The sequence below is a fragment of the Gemmatimonas sp. UBA7669 genome (genome assembly GCF_002483225.1).
Taxonomy (GTDB): domain Bacteria; phylum Gemmatimonadota; class Gemmatimonadetes; order Gemmatimonadales; family Gemmatimonadaceae; genus Gemmatimonas.
This window is the reverse complement of the sequence record NZ_DLHL01000037.1, coordinates 36641-53249: the sequence shown is the minus strand read 5'-3', so window position 1 is coordinate 53249 and position 16609 is coordinate 36641. Positions and strand designations below refer to the sequence as shown.

Genomic DNA, 16609 nt, shown 5'->3' with positions numbered 1-16609 from the left:
GCTGGGGGCCAGTTGGCCGACTCAAACAACAAGGCGGGACCAGTCGGCCCCGCCTTGGACGTTGGTGCTGTGGTTTGCCGGACAGCCCGGCCGAACGCGGCGCGTTGTGTGCTGGGGCTACAACGCGCGGTGTCGGCGCGCTCGTCGCGCTGCGAGCAGCAGCAGACCGCTGGCCAACAACGCGGGCAGCGCCGGTTCCGACACGGGGACGGCCTTCACGCGGATGACGAAGTCGTTGTAGTCACGGTCGGAGAAGGAATTGCGATCGTTCGGATAACCGAAGGCGCAGCCGCCCGCGCCGGGGATCGGGTCGCAGGCGTTGTCTTCGGCGCCGACGTAGTAGGTGCCGGTGTTGGCGAGTTGGTAGAAAGTCCCGTAAGCGTCAATGTCTGATACCGGCGGAGCGGCGTTACCAATGTCTGTGAAGACCGCGAACTGCTGGGGGGCGGCAGCGAATTCCTCACCATCGAACGTCAGCATGTCGGTGTAGAACCGACGCGGGTCACCAGTGGGGTTCCACGCGTCCACCCAGAGGAAGAATCCGAAGTCGACCGTGATGGTTGTGGGACCCGTCACAGCCGCTTCCACGTCAAAGTCGTCTGCCAGCTGATAGCCGAACTGCGACTCCAAAGGCACATCGGCGCCTGCCACCCTGCCCAGCAGTTCGATTTCCCAGGTGCCGGCGCCGAAGAAGAAGCGCAGAGGTGTTCCAGTGCCGCTCTGCAGCACCCTGGCGTTGGCTGCAATGAGTTCACCACTCGTGCTGAGCCAGCCGGCAGGCTTCTGATTGCTGCAACTCCCCTCCGTGTTGCGGAGGATGCGGCCAATGTTGCAGTTCGTGCCGTCGCTTGAGTTGTTGTCCCAGTAGCCGCCGCTGGAAATGTCCTGCCACTGCTGGGCCTGGACGGTTGAGGCGGGCAGCGCCACGAGGGCGGCAAGGAGCAGGGCGGGAAGCGCCTGGCTCGAGAACAGACGGGGGCGGACAAGCATGACAGCTCCTGGTCAAAGGGCGGACCGTTTCATGATGAACACTGCATGATTCGCGCCGCGCGCTCTGCCCCGCGTCCTTAGGGAAATACCACTGGGGGGACGCCAGGAAATTCCGGAAAATGGCCACAACTCGCCACAGTCTGACGCAAACGTGCAACAGACGGGCTCATGCATGGGAATGCCCGCGACATGACGACAGGGAGCGGGCTCTTGTCCCCGGGGGATTGGCTCTGGTCCGGAAATTATCTAGCGTGACGCATGCGACTCCTGTTTGCTGTCAGCCGCCGGTTCTGGACGCCGGCCATCGCGTCTGTCTTGCTCGTGTTGGCTCGCCCGGTCGAGGGTCAGAGCGAGCGTTCTGGTGCCGCCGATACCACCCGCCGAGCTGGGGTACCGTTGGTCGGTGACGTCATTGATGCGGCGGGCCGGCCGCTGGCCGATGTTGAGGTCGCCCTCGTGGGGACCGGACTGCGCACGCGTACTGATGCGCGGGGCTTCTGGATGTTCCGCGATCCGCCTACCGGCGCTTATGTGCTCACGGCTCGCCGATTGGGTTATGCGCCCATCAATCATCCCATCAACGTGTTCGCCGGCGTAGCGGATACGGTCAATCTCGCCACCGCGCGGCTCACCAAGCTCACGCCCGTGCAGGTGCAATCCACCATGGACGCAGCTGGTCGTGATGCGACGGCCATGGCGGAGCGTCTGCTGCAGATTCGTGTGAGCACGGGGCGCTTGCTGACCCGCGATGACATTCTGGCGCGCAAACCAGCCGGTGTGGTGGATCTCATTCAAGGCGTGCCGGGCATCCTCGCGCAGCGCACGGCGCGTGGCATCAGTGTGGCCACCACACGCGCGGGCACCGGGGCCATGCAGATCGAAGGGCAGGGCTGCCAAGTGCAATTCTTCCTCAACCGCCAGCCGGTGGATGTGGAAGACATCCAGTCGCTCAGCCCGCTGCAGTTCCGCAGCGTGGAGATCTATCCCAACACCTCCATCATGACCGGCCTGCCCATGATGTCGGGCAAGTGTGGAGCGGTGGTCATCACGATGATGTGAAATCCGGCCGATTGCCAAGCTCTGGTACAACGCGATGCCAGTGCTGGCTGACCACACTGGGATCGGTGACATCACTCAATGCCGGAACAGGCGCTCGCCGGTGAAGACCATGGCAATGCCGTGCGCATTGGCCGCTTCGATCACCTCGGCGTCACGCACCGAACCACCGGGCTGCACGATGGCCGTCACGCCCGCCGCTGCGGCCTGATCGATGCCGTCGCGGAAGGGGAAGAACGCATCGCTGCCGAGCGCTGACCCCTTGGTGTCGTGGCCCAGCGTCGTGGCCTTGTGCACCGCCACGAAGCTCGCGTCCACGCGGCTCATCTGCCCCGCGCCAATGCCGATGGTGGCGCCACCGCGCGCGAGCACAATGGCGTTGCTCTTCACGCTGGCCACGGCCTTCCACGCAAACAGCAGATCGCGCTGTTCTTCTGCCGTGGGCGGACGCGTGGTCACCACGTTCCACTGCTGCGGATCGGTGGGCGACGGCGCACGATCCTGCACCAGGAGGCCGCCACGCACACGCTTGAGATCCATGGTGCCGGCCGGCCAGTTGGCCCGACCCTCGAGCACCCGCAGGTTCTTCTTGCGGCCAAGAATCTCCACCGCCTCTTCCGCGAACTGCGGCGCGACAATGCACTCCACGAAGAGACTGCTGATGGCTTCCGCCGCCGCCACGTCCACCGGCACCGAGAACGCGATGACGCTGCCGAAGGCACTCACCGGATCACAGGCCAGTGCCTTCTTGTAGGCGTCGAGTGCGTCGCTGCCCGTGGCCAGGCCGCAGGGCGTGGTGTGCTTGATGATGGCGCAGGCCGGCTGGCTGCCAAAGGGCTCGATGGCCAGCAGGGCGCCTTCCAAGTCGAGCAGGTTGTTGAACGAGAGTTCCTTGCCACCCTTCTGGACCAGCGCGCCCAGTCCCGTACCGGGCTTCTCCACGTAGAAGGCGGCGCGCTGCTGCGGATTTTCGCCGTAGCGCAGCGTCTGCTGCTTCTCGAAGGCCAGCGGGTAGCGATCGGGGAAAGGCTCGCCGCGCTGCTGCGCGAACCACTGCGCGATGGCGGCATCGTAGCCGCTCGTGTGTGCGTACACCTTTTCGGCCAGTAGCCGGCGCAGGCTGGCATCGTCGGTGCCGGCGGTGACATGCGCGAGCACACGCTCGTAATCAGCCGGGTCGACGATGACCCACACCGACTCGAAATTCTTGGCCGCCGAGCGCAGCATGGACGGGCCGCCGATGTCGATGTTTTCGATGACCTCTTCGGGATGCACGCCGGCCTTGGCCGCCGTCTCGCGGAACGGATAGAGGTTCACGACCACGAGATCGATGGTGCCGATGTTGTGCGCCTTGATGGCCTCCATGTGCTCGGGCAGATCGCGGCGCGCCAGGAGGCCGCCGTGCACCACCGGATGCAGCGTCTTCACGCGCCCATCGAGCATTTCGGGAAAGCCGGTGATCTCGCTGATGTCCTTCACCGCGAGGCCGGCATCGCGCAGCGTGCGGGCCGTGCCGCCGGTGGACACCAGTTCAACACCCTTGGCCGCGAGGCCCTGGGCAAACGGCACGAGGCCGGATTTGTCGGAAACGGAAAGCAGGGCGCGCATGGACGGGATCTTGGTGTGAGCAGGGCGACGAGCAAGCCGAAAAATAAACGGGTCGCCAAGCCGATGCTTTCAATCTTGACAGGAGAGTCTCAGGGCATAGCATTGCGGCGCCCAAACTGGGAACTTCGATTCCTTGGCCCGTCTTCTCCTCGCTTCAACTGCGTGGCTATGAACTTCAACATCCTCATGCTCGTGTCCTTTGGCCTGCTTGTCGGCTGCTCGGATACGACGCGGGCGCGACCTGCCAATGCCGCACAAGACACAGACACGCCGACGCTGGAGGCCGCATATGTCGGCGTCACAAGTTTGCCTGACCTCTTCTCTTTGGGAAGCGATGGTCGGGCCTTGGCTGTGTCAACGGCGGACAACCGCGTCTTCGTGATTGCCGATTCTCTCGAACGGGATATAGCTATGCGTCGAGGCCGTGGTCCCGGCGACGTAGAGGCCGTCGGACGAATATTCGCAGTCGATGCCGGCTACGGACTATGGGATGATGCTTTGCAGCGGGTCTCCGTGTTTGACAGCAGCGGACGCGTGCTCTTCACCGAATCACCAGTGGCGTGGCGGGGCATGGGCGGTCTTCAGGTTGTGAAGCGGCTCGACGACGGCCGATACCTTGGAGTCAGAACTTCACGATTCGGTAGGGTGTCCGTTGGTAGTGTCGTTGCCGATTCGGTAGACGTGCTCGTTGGCGACATCAAGGCCGCTCCGCTCCGACTTGTACGTCTGCCGGCGGGTCAGCGTCTGCTGGTAGATGGAAGTCCCGCTCCACGCATGGTTACGGTGCCCAAGGTCTCACCTCAGCTTGTGCTGGCGTGCCGTGAGACTTTCACTGTCGTGACAGCAGACAGCGTGCGAGTGTTCTCGTACGGTGGTTCGCCGATCAAGGCATATCCTCGATTCTGGCCCGCATTTCCTCTGCAAAGAGAACAGTTGATCTCGTCGGAACTCGGGCAGGAAGCGATGTCCCCTGACTCGTTTCGGTCAGCCAAGCGTTTCCTTGAGGCTCAGCTGGCTGTGCACGACTCGATCGTTCCTGAACCAATCGCTGACTCCGAGGGCAACTTCTGGCTTTCGGTACCAGGCGGAAAGCGTCGCTACGCCAATTTCACACCGGAAGGGCAGACCTTGCGAGTCGCACAACTTCCGCCCGGAGCCATGGTGCTACTTGCCGATGCGCGGCGATTCTTTGCGATGTCGCCCGAGGCGGACGATGCTGAGCCTCACCTCGTCATCATGAATCTCCCCGCGGTGACTTCGCAATCGAGGTCAGCAGATACAGAGAACTGTACCACCGTTCGATTTTGAGCTGCCCGCTCAGCGGGGAAACAGTCGGGCCACATGTCCCGGCAGCAGCGCCGGGAGCGTGGTGTCATCAGGTGTGAGAGCAAACTGCCACTCGGGCGCCGCCGGGCTCACCGGTACCGGCAACTCGCCGTGCACGCGGTTGTCATCACCGAGCAGCACGGCGCCGGAGGCCACGGCCGAAGCACAGAGCGGCAGCAACTGGTGCTCCACGCGCAGCACGCGCGCCGCGAGCAAGGCCGGTGTATCGCCCGGCAGCACGGGCACCGGCCACTGTGCGATGATGGGGCCGCGGTCGTACACTTCGTCCACGAAGTGCACTGTCACGCCCGTCACCGTTGCGCCATGTGCGAGCACGGCGCGGTGAATGCGCTGACCATACATGCCCGGGCCGCCAAAGGCCGGCAGCAGCGCTGGGTGCACGTTGATCACGCGACCACGAAACGCGCGCACCACCTCGGCGGGCAGCAGCTTGAGATAGCCAGCCAGCACCAGCGTGTCCACGCGCAAATTCTGCAGAGTGCGTACGAGCGCGTCACCGTCAGATGGCGCAGTCAGCACTTCGGTGGCCACGCCGTGTGAGCGCGCACGCATGAGCGCGCCGGCGTCGGGCTTGTCGGCACCCACCCACACGATGTCCCCAACCGACTGCGCGCTGCCCGCAAAATGATCGAGCAGGGCCTGCAGATTGGAGCCACCACCAGAGGCCAGCACACCAAGACGAGCGCGCGGCGTCATGACGGTTCGGAGTTGGAGTGGATGGGCTGTGTCATACCAAGCGCGGCCAGGGCCCAGCGCACGGCATCGCCCAAGGAGTCGGCTACATGCAGGCGACTCGAGAGGGCCGAGCGTGCCTGTTCGACGTCATCCACCGGCGTTTCGACGCCCGGTACCAGCACACCCACACCGCCGGTGGCAATGGCCGGCTGCACGTCGCGCCACCGGTCGCCAATGTAGGCTGCACGCGCGAGATCGAGCCCATGCTCGGCCGCCGCCTGCTGATACATGCCAAGGCCAGGCTTGCGACAGGGACAAGGACGGGCTGGGTCGGGCAAGTGCGGACAGTGATAGGTCTGCACGATTGCCGCGCCGGCCTCGGCCAGCAGCGCTTCGGTGCGCTCGCGCGTGGCCTCGTACTGCGCCGGCGTGATGAGCCCGCGTGCAATGCCCGACTGATTGGTGATGAGAAACACCGGCACCTGTTGGGCGTTGGCCCATCGCACGGCATCGGCCGCGCCGGCAATGAGCCGAACGCCAGACGGATCGGCGAGGTAATGCGCGTCGGCGATGACGGTACCGTCGCGGTCGAGGAACAGGGCCACGGTCACTTGCGCGAGGTGTCCGGTGGCACCGGTCGCACGGGCGCCGGTCGTGCGGTGGTGTCGCGCCGCGTCGTGGTATCCGGTCGTGCTGTGGTGTCGCGACGGGTTGTGGTGTCACGCCGCGCGGTTGTGAACACCCGCGAGGGACGGCGCACCACTTCACCCAGACTGCGCACCCCGCGCACCTCCACGCGATACTGCGTTTGCGGCGCGAGGGCAGTGTCCAGCCGAATGAACATCTCGGTGAACACTTTGGGGCGATTCATTTTGGGCGGCGGCGTGGTGTCGGGCGGCACATAGCGCACACCACGCGCTCGGGCCTCGCGCTCGGCAGCTTGACGCGCGCGCCGGGCTGCAGCCACCGCCGCTTCAATGCTGTCGGCGCGGCGCGCACGCATGGCGCTGTCCGCGCGGGCGCGCATGGCTGGTGTGGAATCGATCTTGGGGGCGTTGGCGGCGTTCGCGGCCCGCGTGGAATCGGCCACCGCCTTATTTCGCGCACTGTCGGCCGCGGCCCACTGGCCGGCGGTCTGCACGAGCCGCACCATGACCAGCGAGGAATCCGGTCGCTTGACGAGTACACTGTCGATGAGGAACTGCTGCTCGGGGCGGTAGGGCTTGTCGAAGGTGACCTTGAGCACCCGATTGCTGTCACTCACTTCCACGCCCGTGATGCGCAGCCCCACCGTATCGTGCTGGAAGGCATAGAACTCCGCTTCCGCGCTTTCGGTGAAGGTGACACGCACCGAGTCCCAGATCTCCAGCGGCTCGAGTTCGCGGTTGCTGTTGCGATCGGCAAAGGCGCGCAGCAGGTACGGCCCCGGCGGCAGATGCCGAAGCTCGTAGCGACCAACCGAGTCGGCCACGGCCTGATACGTGGTGCTGTCTTCGGCAATGGCCTCCACCACGCTGCCCGGCATCCCGCGACCGGCCGCCCAGTCGAAGGCCACGCCCGTAATGCGCGTGGCCGGAATGGGTCCGCCGGTGGAAAACACGAGACGGATGATGGAGTCGATGCCGTTGGCGCGCAGGTCCTGGATGCCGGCACGGATCTGGATGGAGTACACCGTGTTGGGTTTCCATCCCTTCTCCGGACGAATGCTGATGCGTGAGCGCGACCAGCTCACGCGGGCCTGGCCGCTCTTGGGGCTGATGAAGACCAGCTCGCGCAGGTCCTGCGCGCCCTTGGGCGTTTCGCTGATGACTTCGTCGAAACGGATTTCGACATCGCGCGGCTTGCCGATCACGCTGGCGTTCTCCGGCGTGATGGCCAGAATGCGCGGCGGCGCGTTATCCGGCGGACCGCCCGGCGGCATGCCCTGATTGGCGCACGCCGCGGCAACGGCCAATGACACGGCGCTCAGCAGCGCCGCCGCGCGGCGGCGCAACATCGAATCCGTTGTACGCGAGGTCACGCGCCGAGCGCCTGATGCTTGCTGCGCAACTGCTCGAGTCGTGCGCGCCAGTCGGCGGCCTTGGCGCGCTCCGCGGCCACCACGGCCTCGGGCGCCTTGGCCACGAAGCCTTCGTTGGCCAGACGACCATCGAGGGCCGTGAGCTGTTTGTCGAGCTGTGCGATTTCGGTTTCCAAGCGCTGCTTCTCCTTGCCCAGGTCGATCATCCCGGCCAACGGGATGACCAGCTCCACGCCACTCGGCAACACCACCTGGGCGGCGGCTCCAGCAGGCGCTGCACCGGCCGCTGACACCTTGGCACGGGCCAGCGCTCCGATGGTGTCGACCTGTGCCGCCACTGCGTCCAGCGTGTCACCTGCGGCCACGAGCGTGGCATCCACCCACGCCCCCGGATTCACATTGTACTCCGCACGGACCTGACGGATCGCCGCCACGGCTTCACGTACATACTCGAACTCGGCGCCGATACCGGCCGGTTCGCCACTCGCCGTGGGCCAAGGGGCCTGTGCAAGGAAGGTACCGTCGGGCGACTGCGGCAGCTTCTGCCAGAGTTCTTCGGTGATGAAGGGCACGATGGGATGCAGCAAACGCAGCGCGCCGTCGAAGGCGTGCGCCAGCACGGCGCGCGCCACCTCGCGGTCGGCGCCTTCCGCCGCAAGGCGCGGCTTGACCGACTCGAGATACCAGTCGGCCAGCTCGTTCCACACAAAGCGGCGCGCCGCTTCGGCGTACTCGGAGAGCCGGAGGCCGCGCCCACGTTCTCCGTCGGTCCACTCCAGCAGGTCGGCAGGACGCGCCGGGCCCAGGGCCGCGTTGCAGTCGGCGATGGCCATATCGAGCCGCTCGAGAATCCAGCGATCGGCGGGCGCCAGTTGTGTGCGATCGAGCGCGGCTACCGGAGCCACCGGATCGGTGCCCACGCGCGAGAGCAGGAAGCGGCCGATGTTCCAGAGCTTCGTGCAGAAGTTGCGCCCCGGCGCGAACGACTTGTCGAGATCGGTGGGGTCGAGCATGACGTCGACACCGAGTCCGAGGCCCGCGATCATGGTCCAGCGCAGCGCATCGGCGCCGTAGAGCTTCACGACATCGAGCGGGTCGATGCCGTTGCCCAGCGACTTGGACATCTTGCGGTGCTGCATGTCGCGCACCGTGCCGTGCAGATAGACCGTGTGGAAGGGCGGCTTGTCCAGGAACCAGCAGCCACTCATGACCATGCGCGCCACCCAGAAGAACAGGATCTCCGGCGCGGTGACCAGCACATCACCCGGGTAGAACGCGCGCAGATCGGGCGTGTCGTCAGGCCAGCCGAGCGTGCTGAAGGGCCAGAGCCAGCTCGAGAACCAGGTGTCGAGCACGTCCTCGTCCTGACGCACGGCGCCGCCGCAGCCTGCACAGGCGCTCACGTCGCTGCGCGAGACCATGGGCGCCTGACCGCAACTGTTCGCGCAGTACCACACGGGCACACGATGGCCCCACCAGATCTGGCGCGAGATGTTCCAGTCGCGAATGCCCTCGAGCCAGTTGACGTACACGGCCTCCCAGCGCTCGGGCAGAATGCGCAGCTCACCACTGCGCAACGCTGCGAGTGCCTTGTCGGCCAGCGGCTGCATGCGCACAAACCACTGGTCGGACAGACGCGGCTCCACCACCGTGTCGCAGCGGTAACAGCGGCGCACGCTGTGGGCGTGGTTCTCGACCTTGACCAGCGCACCGGCCTCGTCGAGCGCGGCCACCACGGCCTTGCGCGCCGCGAAGCGCTCGAGACCCTGGAATGCGGCCGGCACCCGACCCGCGGCGGCTTCCACCTCACGCACCATGCCTTCGGCGTCAATGATGACCGGCATGGGCAGCGCATGACGCTTGCCGACTTCGAAGTCGTTGGCGTCGTGCGCCGGCGTGATCTTCACCGCGCCCGAGCCAAAGGCCGGGTCGGTGTAGCTGTCGGCGATGATGGGGATGGCCACGCCGTTGAGCGGCAGCACCACCGACTTGCCGATGAGCGCCTGGTAGCGTTCGTCGTCGGGATTGACGGCGACGGCCACGTCGCCAAGCATGGTTTCCGGGCGCGTGGTGGCCACGGTAATGCTCTGCGACGGATCGTCGGCCAGCGGGTAGCGCAGATGATACAGCTTGCCGTTGCTGTCGTTGAACTCCGCTTCCTCGTCACTCAGCGAGGTGCCGCAGCGCGGGCACCAATGGATGACGCGATGCCCCTTGTACACCAGGCCGTCTTCGTGCAGACGCACGAAGGTTTCGCGCACGGCGCGCGAAAGCTCTGGCGAGAAGGTGTAGGCCGTGCGGCTCCAGTCGGCGCTGGCACCGATGGACTTGAGCTGATTGAGGATTTCGCCGCCCGTCTTGTCGACGAACTCGGCGACACGACCCACGAAGGCCTCGCGCCCCAGATCGAAACGCGTCTTGCCTTCGGCCGCCAACTGCTTCTCCACCACGTTCTGCGTGGCGATGCCGGCGTGGTCGGTGCCCGGCACCCAGAGTGCCTCGTCGCCAGCCATGCGCCGCCAGCGAATGAGCACATCCTGCACCGTGTTGTTGAGGCCATGCCCCATGTGCAACACGGCCGTGACATTGGGTGGCGGGATGACGATGACGAAGGGTTCCCGCGTCGCGGCGCGTGCCGCATCGGCAGTGAACACTCCGTGTTCGGTCCAGCGAGGGTACCAGGCGGCCTCGGTGGCCGCGGCATCATAGGTGGTCGGCAGCGACGTATCTGGCGCAGTCATCCGCGCAAGATAACCACCCCGGCCAGCGCGCGGCGTGTGCCGCTACGAGGCCTTCCGGCGGCGCTCAGGCCGCCGGCGAGGGACGCAGGACGAGCGAGTTGACAATTTGCTTTACGCCGGGCACGCCGCGCGTGATCGTGACGGCGTAGTCCACCTCGGAAGGCAACGCCACCCAGCCACTCAGCTCCACGCTTCCATCGGCCTCGGCGGTGATGTCGATGGCACACTCGGAGAGAATGGGATCGTTCTGGAAGGCCTCGAGCACACGCTGTTCGAGCTCCTCTCCCGTGGGCAGGACTTCAACCGGTGGGGCGGAGCGGACCGGGCGACGGGCGCCGCCTGCCACGGGCGGGTGCGCGTCGACTGCCTTCATGCCGCGAGCCGGGGTTCCACGCGACTCCTGGTGCGCAAAGTGCAGGTGCGACATGGCCTCGGGGGCCAACTCGGAGTCGTCGTCGGCGAGGTCGTCGAAGTGCGCCGATCGACGAGCGTCGCCGCGCCAGCCGCTGTCCTTGTGCCGCTTGCGCGAGCGGAGGCCTGCGCGACGGGCCAATCCGTCGACACCGCCAAACCGGTCGGCGAGAGCCATGCCGATGGCCAGGCCGGCCACCGCACCCAGCGCCACGAGGGCCAGCGTGCCGGCCCCCTCTTTCTTCCGACGAATCCGCAATGCCCGGGAGGTTCGAGTAATTCGCATGTCGCACGTAGGGTCGCGGGAGCGCCCTGCGTGGCGCCCCTAGGGTCTGAAGGATAACTTCAGAGGCTCTACCCGGCGTAGTGGCTCTGGTGCCACCGGCCGGTCGTTCTGACTCCTGCGCCTTTGCCGATGATCGCCGGACCGTCCTCCAATGCTGCTGCTGACGCACCGATCACCCTCACACTCCCGGATGGGGCCACGCGCGAGGTCGCGGCCGGCACCCTGGCGCGGGATGTGGTGGGCAGCATCGGGGCCCGTCTGCTGCAGGCGGCGCTCGCGGTGGCCGTGGACGGCGAGGTGCAGGACCTCATGACCCCGCTGCGCAAGTCGGGGACATTCGTGGTCATCACCGACAAGGACCCGCGGGCCCTGGCCGTGCTGCGCCACAGTGGCGCGCACATCCTGGCCACGGCCGTGCGGCGGCTGCGCCCGGACGCCAAGATCGGGTTCGGTCCGGCCATCGACGATGGTTTCTACTACGACTTCGAAGTCGAGAAGCCCTTCACGCCCGAGGACCTCGCGGCCTTCGAGGCCGAGATGCGCAAGGTGGTGGCCGAGAAGTATCCGTTTGTGCGTGAGGAGGTGACGCTGGAGGAGGCGAAGCAGCGCTTTGCCGACGACCCGCTCAAGCTGGAGCGCCTCGCCGATTTCGACGGCACGGACGAGGTCATCAGCACGTACACCGACGGCCCGTTCATCGATCTGTGTCGTGGGCCGCACGTGCCGGATACGTCACACCTCAAGCATTTCAAGCTGCTGCACACGGCGGGCGCGTACTGGCGCGGCGACGTGAAGCGGCAGATGCTGCAGCGCATCTACGCCACGGCCTTCTTCAAGAAGGACGAGCTCGAGACGCACCTGCACAATCTCGAGGAGGCCAAGAAGCGCGATCACCGCGTGCTGGGCAAGTCGCTGGGGCTCTTCCAGCTCTTTCCGCAGGCGCCGGGCGCGGCCTTCTGGACGCCCAAGGGCACCACGCTGTACAACACGCTCGAAGGCTTCGTGCGTGAGCGGCAGGCGGAGGATTTCCAGGAGGTCAAGACGCCGCTCCTGTACAACAAGATGCTGTGGGAACAGTCGGGGCATTGGGGCAAGTACAAGGAGAACATGTTCCTCGTGCTCGACAACGAGACGGGCGAGCATGACATGTCGCTCAAGCCCATGAACTGCCCGTCGCACTACGTGCTGTTTGGTTCGCACAAGCACTCGTATCGCGAACTGCCGGTGCGTTACGTGACGTTCGATGTGCTGCACCGCAACGAGCTGTCTGGCGCGCTGTCGGGTCTCACGCGCGTGCGGCAGTTCTCGCAGGACGACTGTCACGTGTTCCTGCGTGAGGACCAGATTGCCGAGGAAGTGCGCTTCCTCCTGGAGTTCATTCTCGGCTACTACGACACGTTTGGGCTCACGGCCACGCTCAAGTTTGCCACGCGTCCCGAACAGCGCATCGGCAGCGACGAGCTCTGGGATCGCGCCGAGGCGGCGTTGCGCGCGGCGCTCGAGAGCACGGGCCGAGCGTACGAGATGAAGGAAGGCGACGGCGCGTTCTACGGGCCCAAGATCGACTTCGACGTGACCGACTCCATTGGCCGCGCCTGGCAGTTGGGCACCATTCAGCTCGACTACAACGCGCCCGAACGCTTCGACCTCACGTACACGGGCGAGGACAACGCACCGCACCGGCCGGTGGTCATCCATCGTGCGGTGAGTGGGTCGTTCGAGCGGTTCATCGCGATTCTCATCGAACACTTCGGTGGCGCGTTCCCGGTGTGGCTCGCGCCCGAGCAGGTGCGTGTCATTCCCATCGCGATCGACTACAACGAGCATGCGCAGGCGTTGGTGGATCGCCTCAAGAAGCACGGCATCCGCGCCACGCTCGATGCGCGCAACGAAACGCTGAACTACCGCGTGCGCGAGGGTGAGGTGGAGAAGGTGCCTTACATGTGCGTGATCGGTCGGCGCGAAGCGGAAGAACAGACGGTGGCGCTGCGCACACGCGGCGCCGGCAAGAAGCAGGACATCATGACGCAGGACGCCTTTCTGGAGCGACTGCTGCACGAGGTGTCCACCCGGGCGCTGGTACCGGCGTCCGGCGGAGCCGCTGCCCCGGCTGATGCCGCTTCCTCCGACGCCAAGTCGGAGGCGACGGCGTGACCCCCGAGGCGCTGCTCGACCTGTTTCTGCTTTCGCCCGTCGGCCTCGTGGAGCTCAACGAGGATGGGCGGGTGGAGGTGGCCAACCTGGCCGCGCGGCGTCTGTTGTCGCCGTTCACGCCCACCGGGTCCCTTGAAGATCTGGTGGGTGCACTCAATACCATTGCCCCCGACCTCTCGGCGCGCGTGCGCGGATTCGACAGTCCGCGTGGCGTGATTGTCGACAGCGTGGAGTTGCTGGCGCCCGGCTCGCAGCACGGGGTGTTTCTGTCATTGGTGAAGGTGGCCACGGGTCGCATCGTGGCGGTCGCCACTGATGCGGCGGAGTTGGCCAGTGCGCGTGGGCTGGTGAGCCGGCTCGAGCAGCGGCTGCATGCGGTGGAAGGCGCGGTGCGCGAGTATGCGATCTACACGATCGATCGTGAGGGGCGCATCGACAGCTGGAGCGAAGCGGCCGAGCGTGTGCATCAGTGGCCGGCCTCGGTGGTGGTGGGGCAACCCATGACGGTGCTGCTGCCGGCGGACCATGGGGACAGCTACCTCCAGGACACGCTCGCCCTTGCGGCGCGCAACGGCTGGTGTGAGGAAGAGGGGCACCGCCAGCGGCAGGACGGTACGCTGTTCTGGTCGAACACGGTCATCACGGCCCTGCGTGGCGCGTCGGGCGAGGCGCTGGGCTTCTCCGTGGTCACGCACGATCAGTCGGAGCGTCGCAAGCTCGAAGAGCAGACGCGTGACGATGCGTCAAGCACCACGGACTATCTCACGGGTGTGGCGGCGCGCCGGGCGTTCTTCGACGTGGCGCAGTCGGAAGTGGCCCGTGCTCGGCGCTACGGACAACCACTCACGATGTTGCTGGTGGATCCGGACAATTTTGCGGACACGGTGGCGCAGCACGGCGAAGGGTTTGCCAGCGAGTGGCTGCGTGCGATTGCCTGGGTGTGCCGTCAGGAGTCGCGAACGACAGACGTGGTGGGTCGCGTGGGCGGCGAGGCATTCGCGGTATTGCTGCCCAGCACGGAGCTCTCGGGCGGTCTGGTGCTGGCCGAGCGTATCCGCGAGCGCATGCAGCGGCATGTGTTTGCCGGCGACTACCAGGGCGCGCGCTGCACGCTCTCGATTGGTGTGGCTGAGGTGTCGGAGGGCATCACCGGTGTGGACGGGCTCATGACGACGGCCGGCACGGCGGTCGAGCGGGCGCGTCAGGCAGGCATGAATCTGGTGGTCGGGTACGACGACTGAGTTCTGGGTCGTGGTTTGGGTCAACTGACCATCACGGATGGCACGGATTCAAACGGAAACTGCAGGAGGACTGCAGTGACCGTAGAGGAAGTGATCCGTTTTGGGCTCGTATCTGATCCGTGTGGTTTCCGCCCCATCCGCGTGATCCGCGACAAAGTTGTTGACTGGATCGGCCGCCGGTACGGCATTTGAGGGCCGGCTCGGCTTCGGCCGCCAATTGGTACAACAGCTCACGCAGAGAGAATGAGGCCGCAGAGTTCGCAGAGCACTGCAGTTTGGGCTCAACTGCCTTGTCGCGGATCACGCGGATGTAGCGGAAACTGCACGGATAAACATCAATGGGAACGTGCTGCTTTTCCTCTGCGAACTCTGCGCCCTCCGTCTCTCTGCGTGAGCGGTTGACGATCTCGCCGATGCACCGAGTGCCGGTGTCGCGGCAATCCAAATCAGCCAAAAAAAAACGGCAGGATGCCAGTGCCGCACATCCTGCCGCTCCCGCTTCAATCCGTGCAATCCGCGATAGGCAGTCCCGTGCTCAGCGCGGTCGACGCGCGCCGGTCCAGATGACGATGGAGCCGCAGCCGTTGCGATCCTGGAACTGAATGGGCACGCTGCCCGTGCGCGGATAGACCTCGACGGCGCGGATGTCCGTCGGATTGACGAGGTTGTCGAGGATGCCACCGGGTGCGGGTGTGAGCACCCCGTTGAGGAACACCGCCGGCACGCAGGTGCCGGTGCCGGCGTTGCCACGCATCATGACGCGGTCAGATCCCAGGTTGCCGGGCTGCACCTGCACGCCGGGCGTCGCGCGGAAGATGTCCGCGGTGTACTGCGCGTTGCGACGCTGCAGGAAGGCATCGTCCATGTAGTAGCCGCCGCCGATCTTCTTGCGTTCCTCGAAGCCCGCCATCTGCTGCGCCCAGCGATCCGCCTGCACACGCACCGTGTCCACGGTGGGCGTCAGTGACGCCATGTTGATGACGGCGTTGGCTTCAGCGTCGTCGAGAATGTCCACCGGTACACGCAGGGGCTCGAAGCCCACGGCGCGGGCCTCGATCATCCAACTGCCACCGGGGAGTGAGTCGAGCGCGAACTGTCCATTGGCATTCGACTCGGCCTGGCCGACTGCACCCGGCAGGGTGACGCGCGCGCCGAGCAGTGGGCGGCCCAGGGAGTCGCGCACGGTGCCGCGCACGCGGCCTGTGCCCTTGAGTTGCGAGAGCGTGCGACCCGCGGCGCCCGTCGTGGCGACCCGCTTCGGGTTGGCGATGATGATGTCGCGCACGAGCAGGCCGTGCGCTGGCACCTTGTACTCCACGACGCCGCTCGAGTCCGAGCCGGCGTAGGCGCGTGAAGTGATCTGTGCATCGGCGGGCAGGCCGCAGACCGCAAACGCCCCGGTGCTGCTCGCGTCGGCAAAGCGGGTGGGGAAGCGGCGCTGCAGGCCGCTGCCCGAAATCACGGTTTCGCGGAACTGCGCGCGCACGCGCGCGGGACCGCCCAGCGGCGCCCCATTGGCGGTGCGCACCAGACCCACCCAGGCGCCCTCGGCCATGTCGGCCCCCGCGTTGCGGCAGACGGTGGCGAGAATGGTGGCCGGTCCCGGCACGGCCAGCGGCAGGGTCTGGTCCCCCGCTTGCGGCACATTGACCTGCACCACGCGCGTGTCGAGGCCGAGGCGATCAAGCTGCGGGTGAATCATGCCCACGAGGTAGCTGCCGAGGCGCACCGAGTCGAGCACGAAGCTGCCCAGGGAATCGGTGCGCACGCTGCGCACACTGCTGGGGTTCTGCGCGTCGACAAACTGCACCGTGGCCTGGGCCAGTGGGGCCATGGCCACGCTGTCGTACACCTCGCCCTGAATGCGGGCGTAGGGGATGGCGAGGGTTGGTCCCGCAGCGGCTGGCGCTACCGGCGCCTTGCCCACCGGCGGCTTGCCGGTCGGAGGCTGCCGGGGCGGACCACCCTGTGCGTGGGAACGGGCCGGTAGCAGGCAGAGGCCGGAGAGGCCGAAGGCCAGCAGGGTGGTCAGAATGCCCGGGTGCGTCATGACGCGCCGGGGCAGGGACCGGGGAAGGGC

The 16609-nt window shown here is 66.2% G+C and carries 12 protein-coding genes; 4 read left to right on the top strand and 8 right to left on the bottom strand.

What is annotated here, in order from left to right; all coding sequences use genetic code 11:
- Positions 1 to 117: 117 nt before the first annotated feature.
- Positions 118 to 990, bottom strand: coding sequence for a hypothetical protein (locus B2747_RS10345; protein WP_291160094.1), 873 nt, complete (start codon positions 988 to 990; stop codon positions 118 to 120).
- A 258-nt stretch (positions 991 to 1248) separates the two neighbouring features.
- On the opposite strand from B2747_RS10345, the gene B2747_RS10340 reads away from it, so the two are divergent.
- Positions 1249 to 2049 (top strand): carboxypeptidase-like regulatory domain-containing protein, encoded by an 801-nt coding sequence (locus B2747_RS10340; protein ID WP_291160092.1) that lies wholly within the window; start codon positions 1249 to 1251, stop codon positions 2047 to 2049.
- A gap of 75 nt (positions 2050 to 2124) precedes the next feature.
- Here B2747_RS10340 and purH read toward each other — a convergent pair whose 3' ends face one another.
- A complete protein-coding gene (purH, locus tag B2747_RS10335) occupies positions 2125 to 3654 on the bottom strand; it encodes a bifunctional phosphoribosylaminoimidazolecarboxamide formyltransferase/IMP cyclohydrolase (RefSeq protein WP_291160089.1) in 1530 nt (509 codons plus the stop codon).
- A gap of 168 nt (positions 3655 to 3822) precedes the next feature.
- Here purH and B2747_RS10330 point away from each other — a divergent pair, with 168 nt between their 5' ends.
- Entirely contained in the window at positions 3823 to 4962 is a 1140-nt protein-coding gene (locus B2747_RS10330) for a hypothetical protein (RefSeq protein ID WP_291160087.1), read from the top strand.
- A gap of 9 nt (positions 4963 to 4971) precedes the next feature.
- Here the strand turns inward: B2747_RS10330 and purN are convergent, their stop codons facing one another.
- From purN to B2747_RS10305, 5 genes are all read right to left on the bottom strand, one after another.
- Complete coding sequence (gene purN, locus B2747_RS10325; RefSeq protein ID WP_291160085.1) at positions 4972 to 5697, bottom strand: phosphoribosylglycinamide formyltransferase; 726 nt, start codon at positions 5695 to 5697, stop codon at positions 4972 to 4974.
- Positions 5694 to 6281 carry a D-glycero-alpha-D-manno-heptose-1,7-bisphosphate 7-phosphatase gene (locus B2747_RS10320; protein WP_291160082.1) on the bottom strand — a complete coding sequence of 196 codons (588 nt, stop codon included), beginning with the start codon at positions 6279 to 6281 and terminating at the stop codon, positions 5694 to 5696. The genes purN and B2747_RS10320 overlap by 4 nt, the downstream gene beginning before the upstream one ends.
- A 2-nt stretch (positions 6282 to 6283) precedes the next feature.
- A complete protein-coding gene (locus B2747_RS10315; RefSeq protein ID WP_291160080.1) occupies positions 6284 to 7696 on the bottom strand; it encodes an Ig-like domain-containing protein in 1413 nt (470 codons plus the stop codon).
- Positions 7693 to 10437, bottom strand: a complete 2745-nt coding sequence (locus B2747_RS10310; RefSeq protein ID WP_291160077.1) for a valine--tRNA ligase — start codon at positions 10435 to 10437, stop codon at positions 7693 to 7695. The genes B2747_RS10315 and B2747_RS10310 overlap by 4 nt, the downstream gene beginning before the upstream one ends.
- A 64-nt stretch (positions 10438 to 10501) precedes the next feature.
- The gene (locus B2747_RS10305; RefSeq protein WP_291160074.1) at positions 10502 to 11134 is read right to left on the bottom strand and encodes a BON domain-containing protein; all 633 of its coding nucleotides are present in this window, start codon (positions 11132 to 11134) and stop codon (positions 10502 to 10504) included.
- A 129-nt stretch (positions 11135 to 11263) separates the two neighbouring features.
- Here B2747_RS10305 and thrS point away from each other — a divergent pair, with 129 nt between their 5' ends.
- Both thrS and B2747_RS10295 read left to right on the top strand, forming a co-directional pair.
- On the top strand, positions 11264 to 13288 hold the full coding sequence (thrS, locus tag B2747_RS10300) for a threonine--tRNA ligase (RefSeq protein ID WP_291160072.1): 2025 nt from the start codon (positions 11264 to 11266) through the stop codon (positions 13286 to 13288).
- Complete coding sequence (locus B2747_RS10295; protein WP_291160069.1) at positions 13285 to 14529, top strand: sensor domain-containing diguanylate cyclase; 1245 nt, start codon at positions 13285 to 13287, stop codon at positions 14527 to 14529. The genes thrS and B2747_RS10295 overlap by 4 nt, the downstream gene beginning before the upstream one ends.
- 535 nt (positions 14530 to 15064) lie before the next feature.
- Here the strand turns inward: B2747_RS10295 and B2747_RS10290 are convergent.
- Complete coding sequence (locus B2747_RS10290; protein ID WP_291160065.1) at positions 15065 to 16579, bottom strand: carboxypeptidase regulatory-like domain-containing protein; 1515 nt, start codon at positions 16577 to 16579, stop codon at positions 15065 to 15067.
- Between the last annotated feature and the right edge of the window lie 30 nt (positions 16580 to 16609).

Excerpts from the sequence above, each read along its gene's own strand:
- B2747_RS10345 (WP_291160094.1), bottom strand. The coding sequence starts at position 990 with ATGCTTGTCCGCCCCCGTCTGTTCTCGAGCCAGGCGCTTCCCGCCCTG.
- B2747_RS10340 (WP_291160092.1), top strand. The coding sequence starts at position 1,249 with ATGCGACTCCTGTTTGCTGTCAGCCGCCGGTTCTGGACGCCGGCCATC.
- purH (WP_291160089.1), bottom strand. The coding sequence starts at position 3,654 with ATGCGCGCCCTGCTTTCCGTTTCCGACAAATCCGGCCTCGTGCCGTTT.
- B2747_RS10330 (WP_291160087.1), top strand. The coding sequence starts at position 3,823 with ATGAACTTCAACATCCTCATGCTCGTGTCCTTTGGCCTGCTTGTCGGC.
- purN (WP_291160085.1), bottom strand. The coding sequence starts at position 5,697 with ATGACGCCGCGCGCTCGTCTTGGTGTGCTGGCCTCTGGTGGTGGCTCC.
- B2747_RS10310 (WP_291160077.1), bottom strand. The coding sequence starts at position 10,437 with ATGACTGCGCCAGATACGTCGCTGCCGACCACCTATGATGCCGCGGCC.
- B2747_RS10305 (WP_291160074.1), bottom strand. The coding sequence starts at position 11,134 with ATGCGAATTACTCGAACCTCCCGGGCATTGCGGATTCGTCGGAAGAAA.
- thrS (WP_291160072.1), top strand. The coding sequence starts at position 11,264 with ATGATCGCCGGACCGTCCTCCAATGCTGCTGCTGACGCACCGATCACC.
- B2747_RS10290 (WP_291160065.1), bottom strand. The coding sequence starts at position 16,579 with ATGACGCACCCGGGCATTCTGACCACCCTGCTGGCCTTCGGCCTCTCC.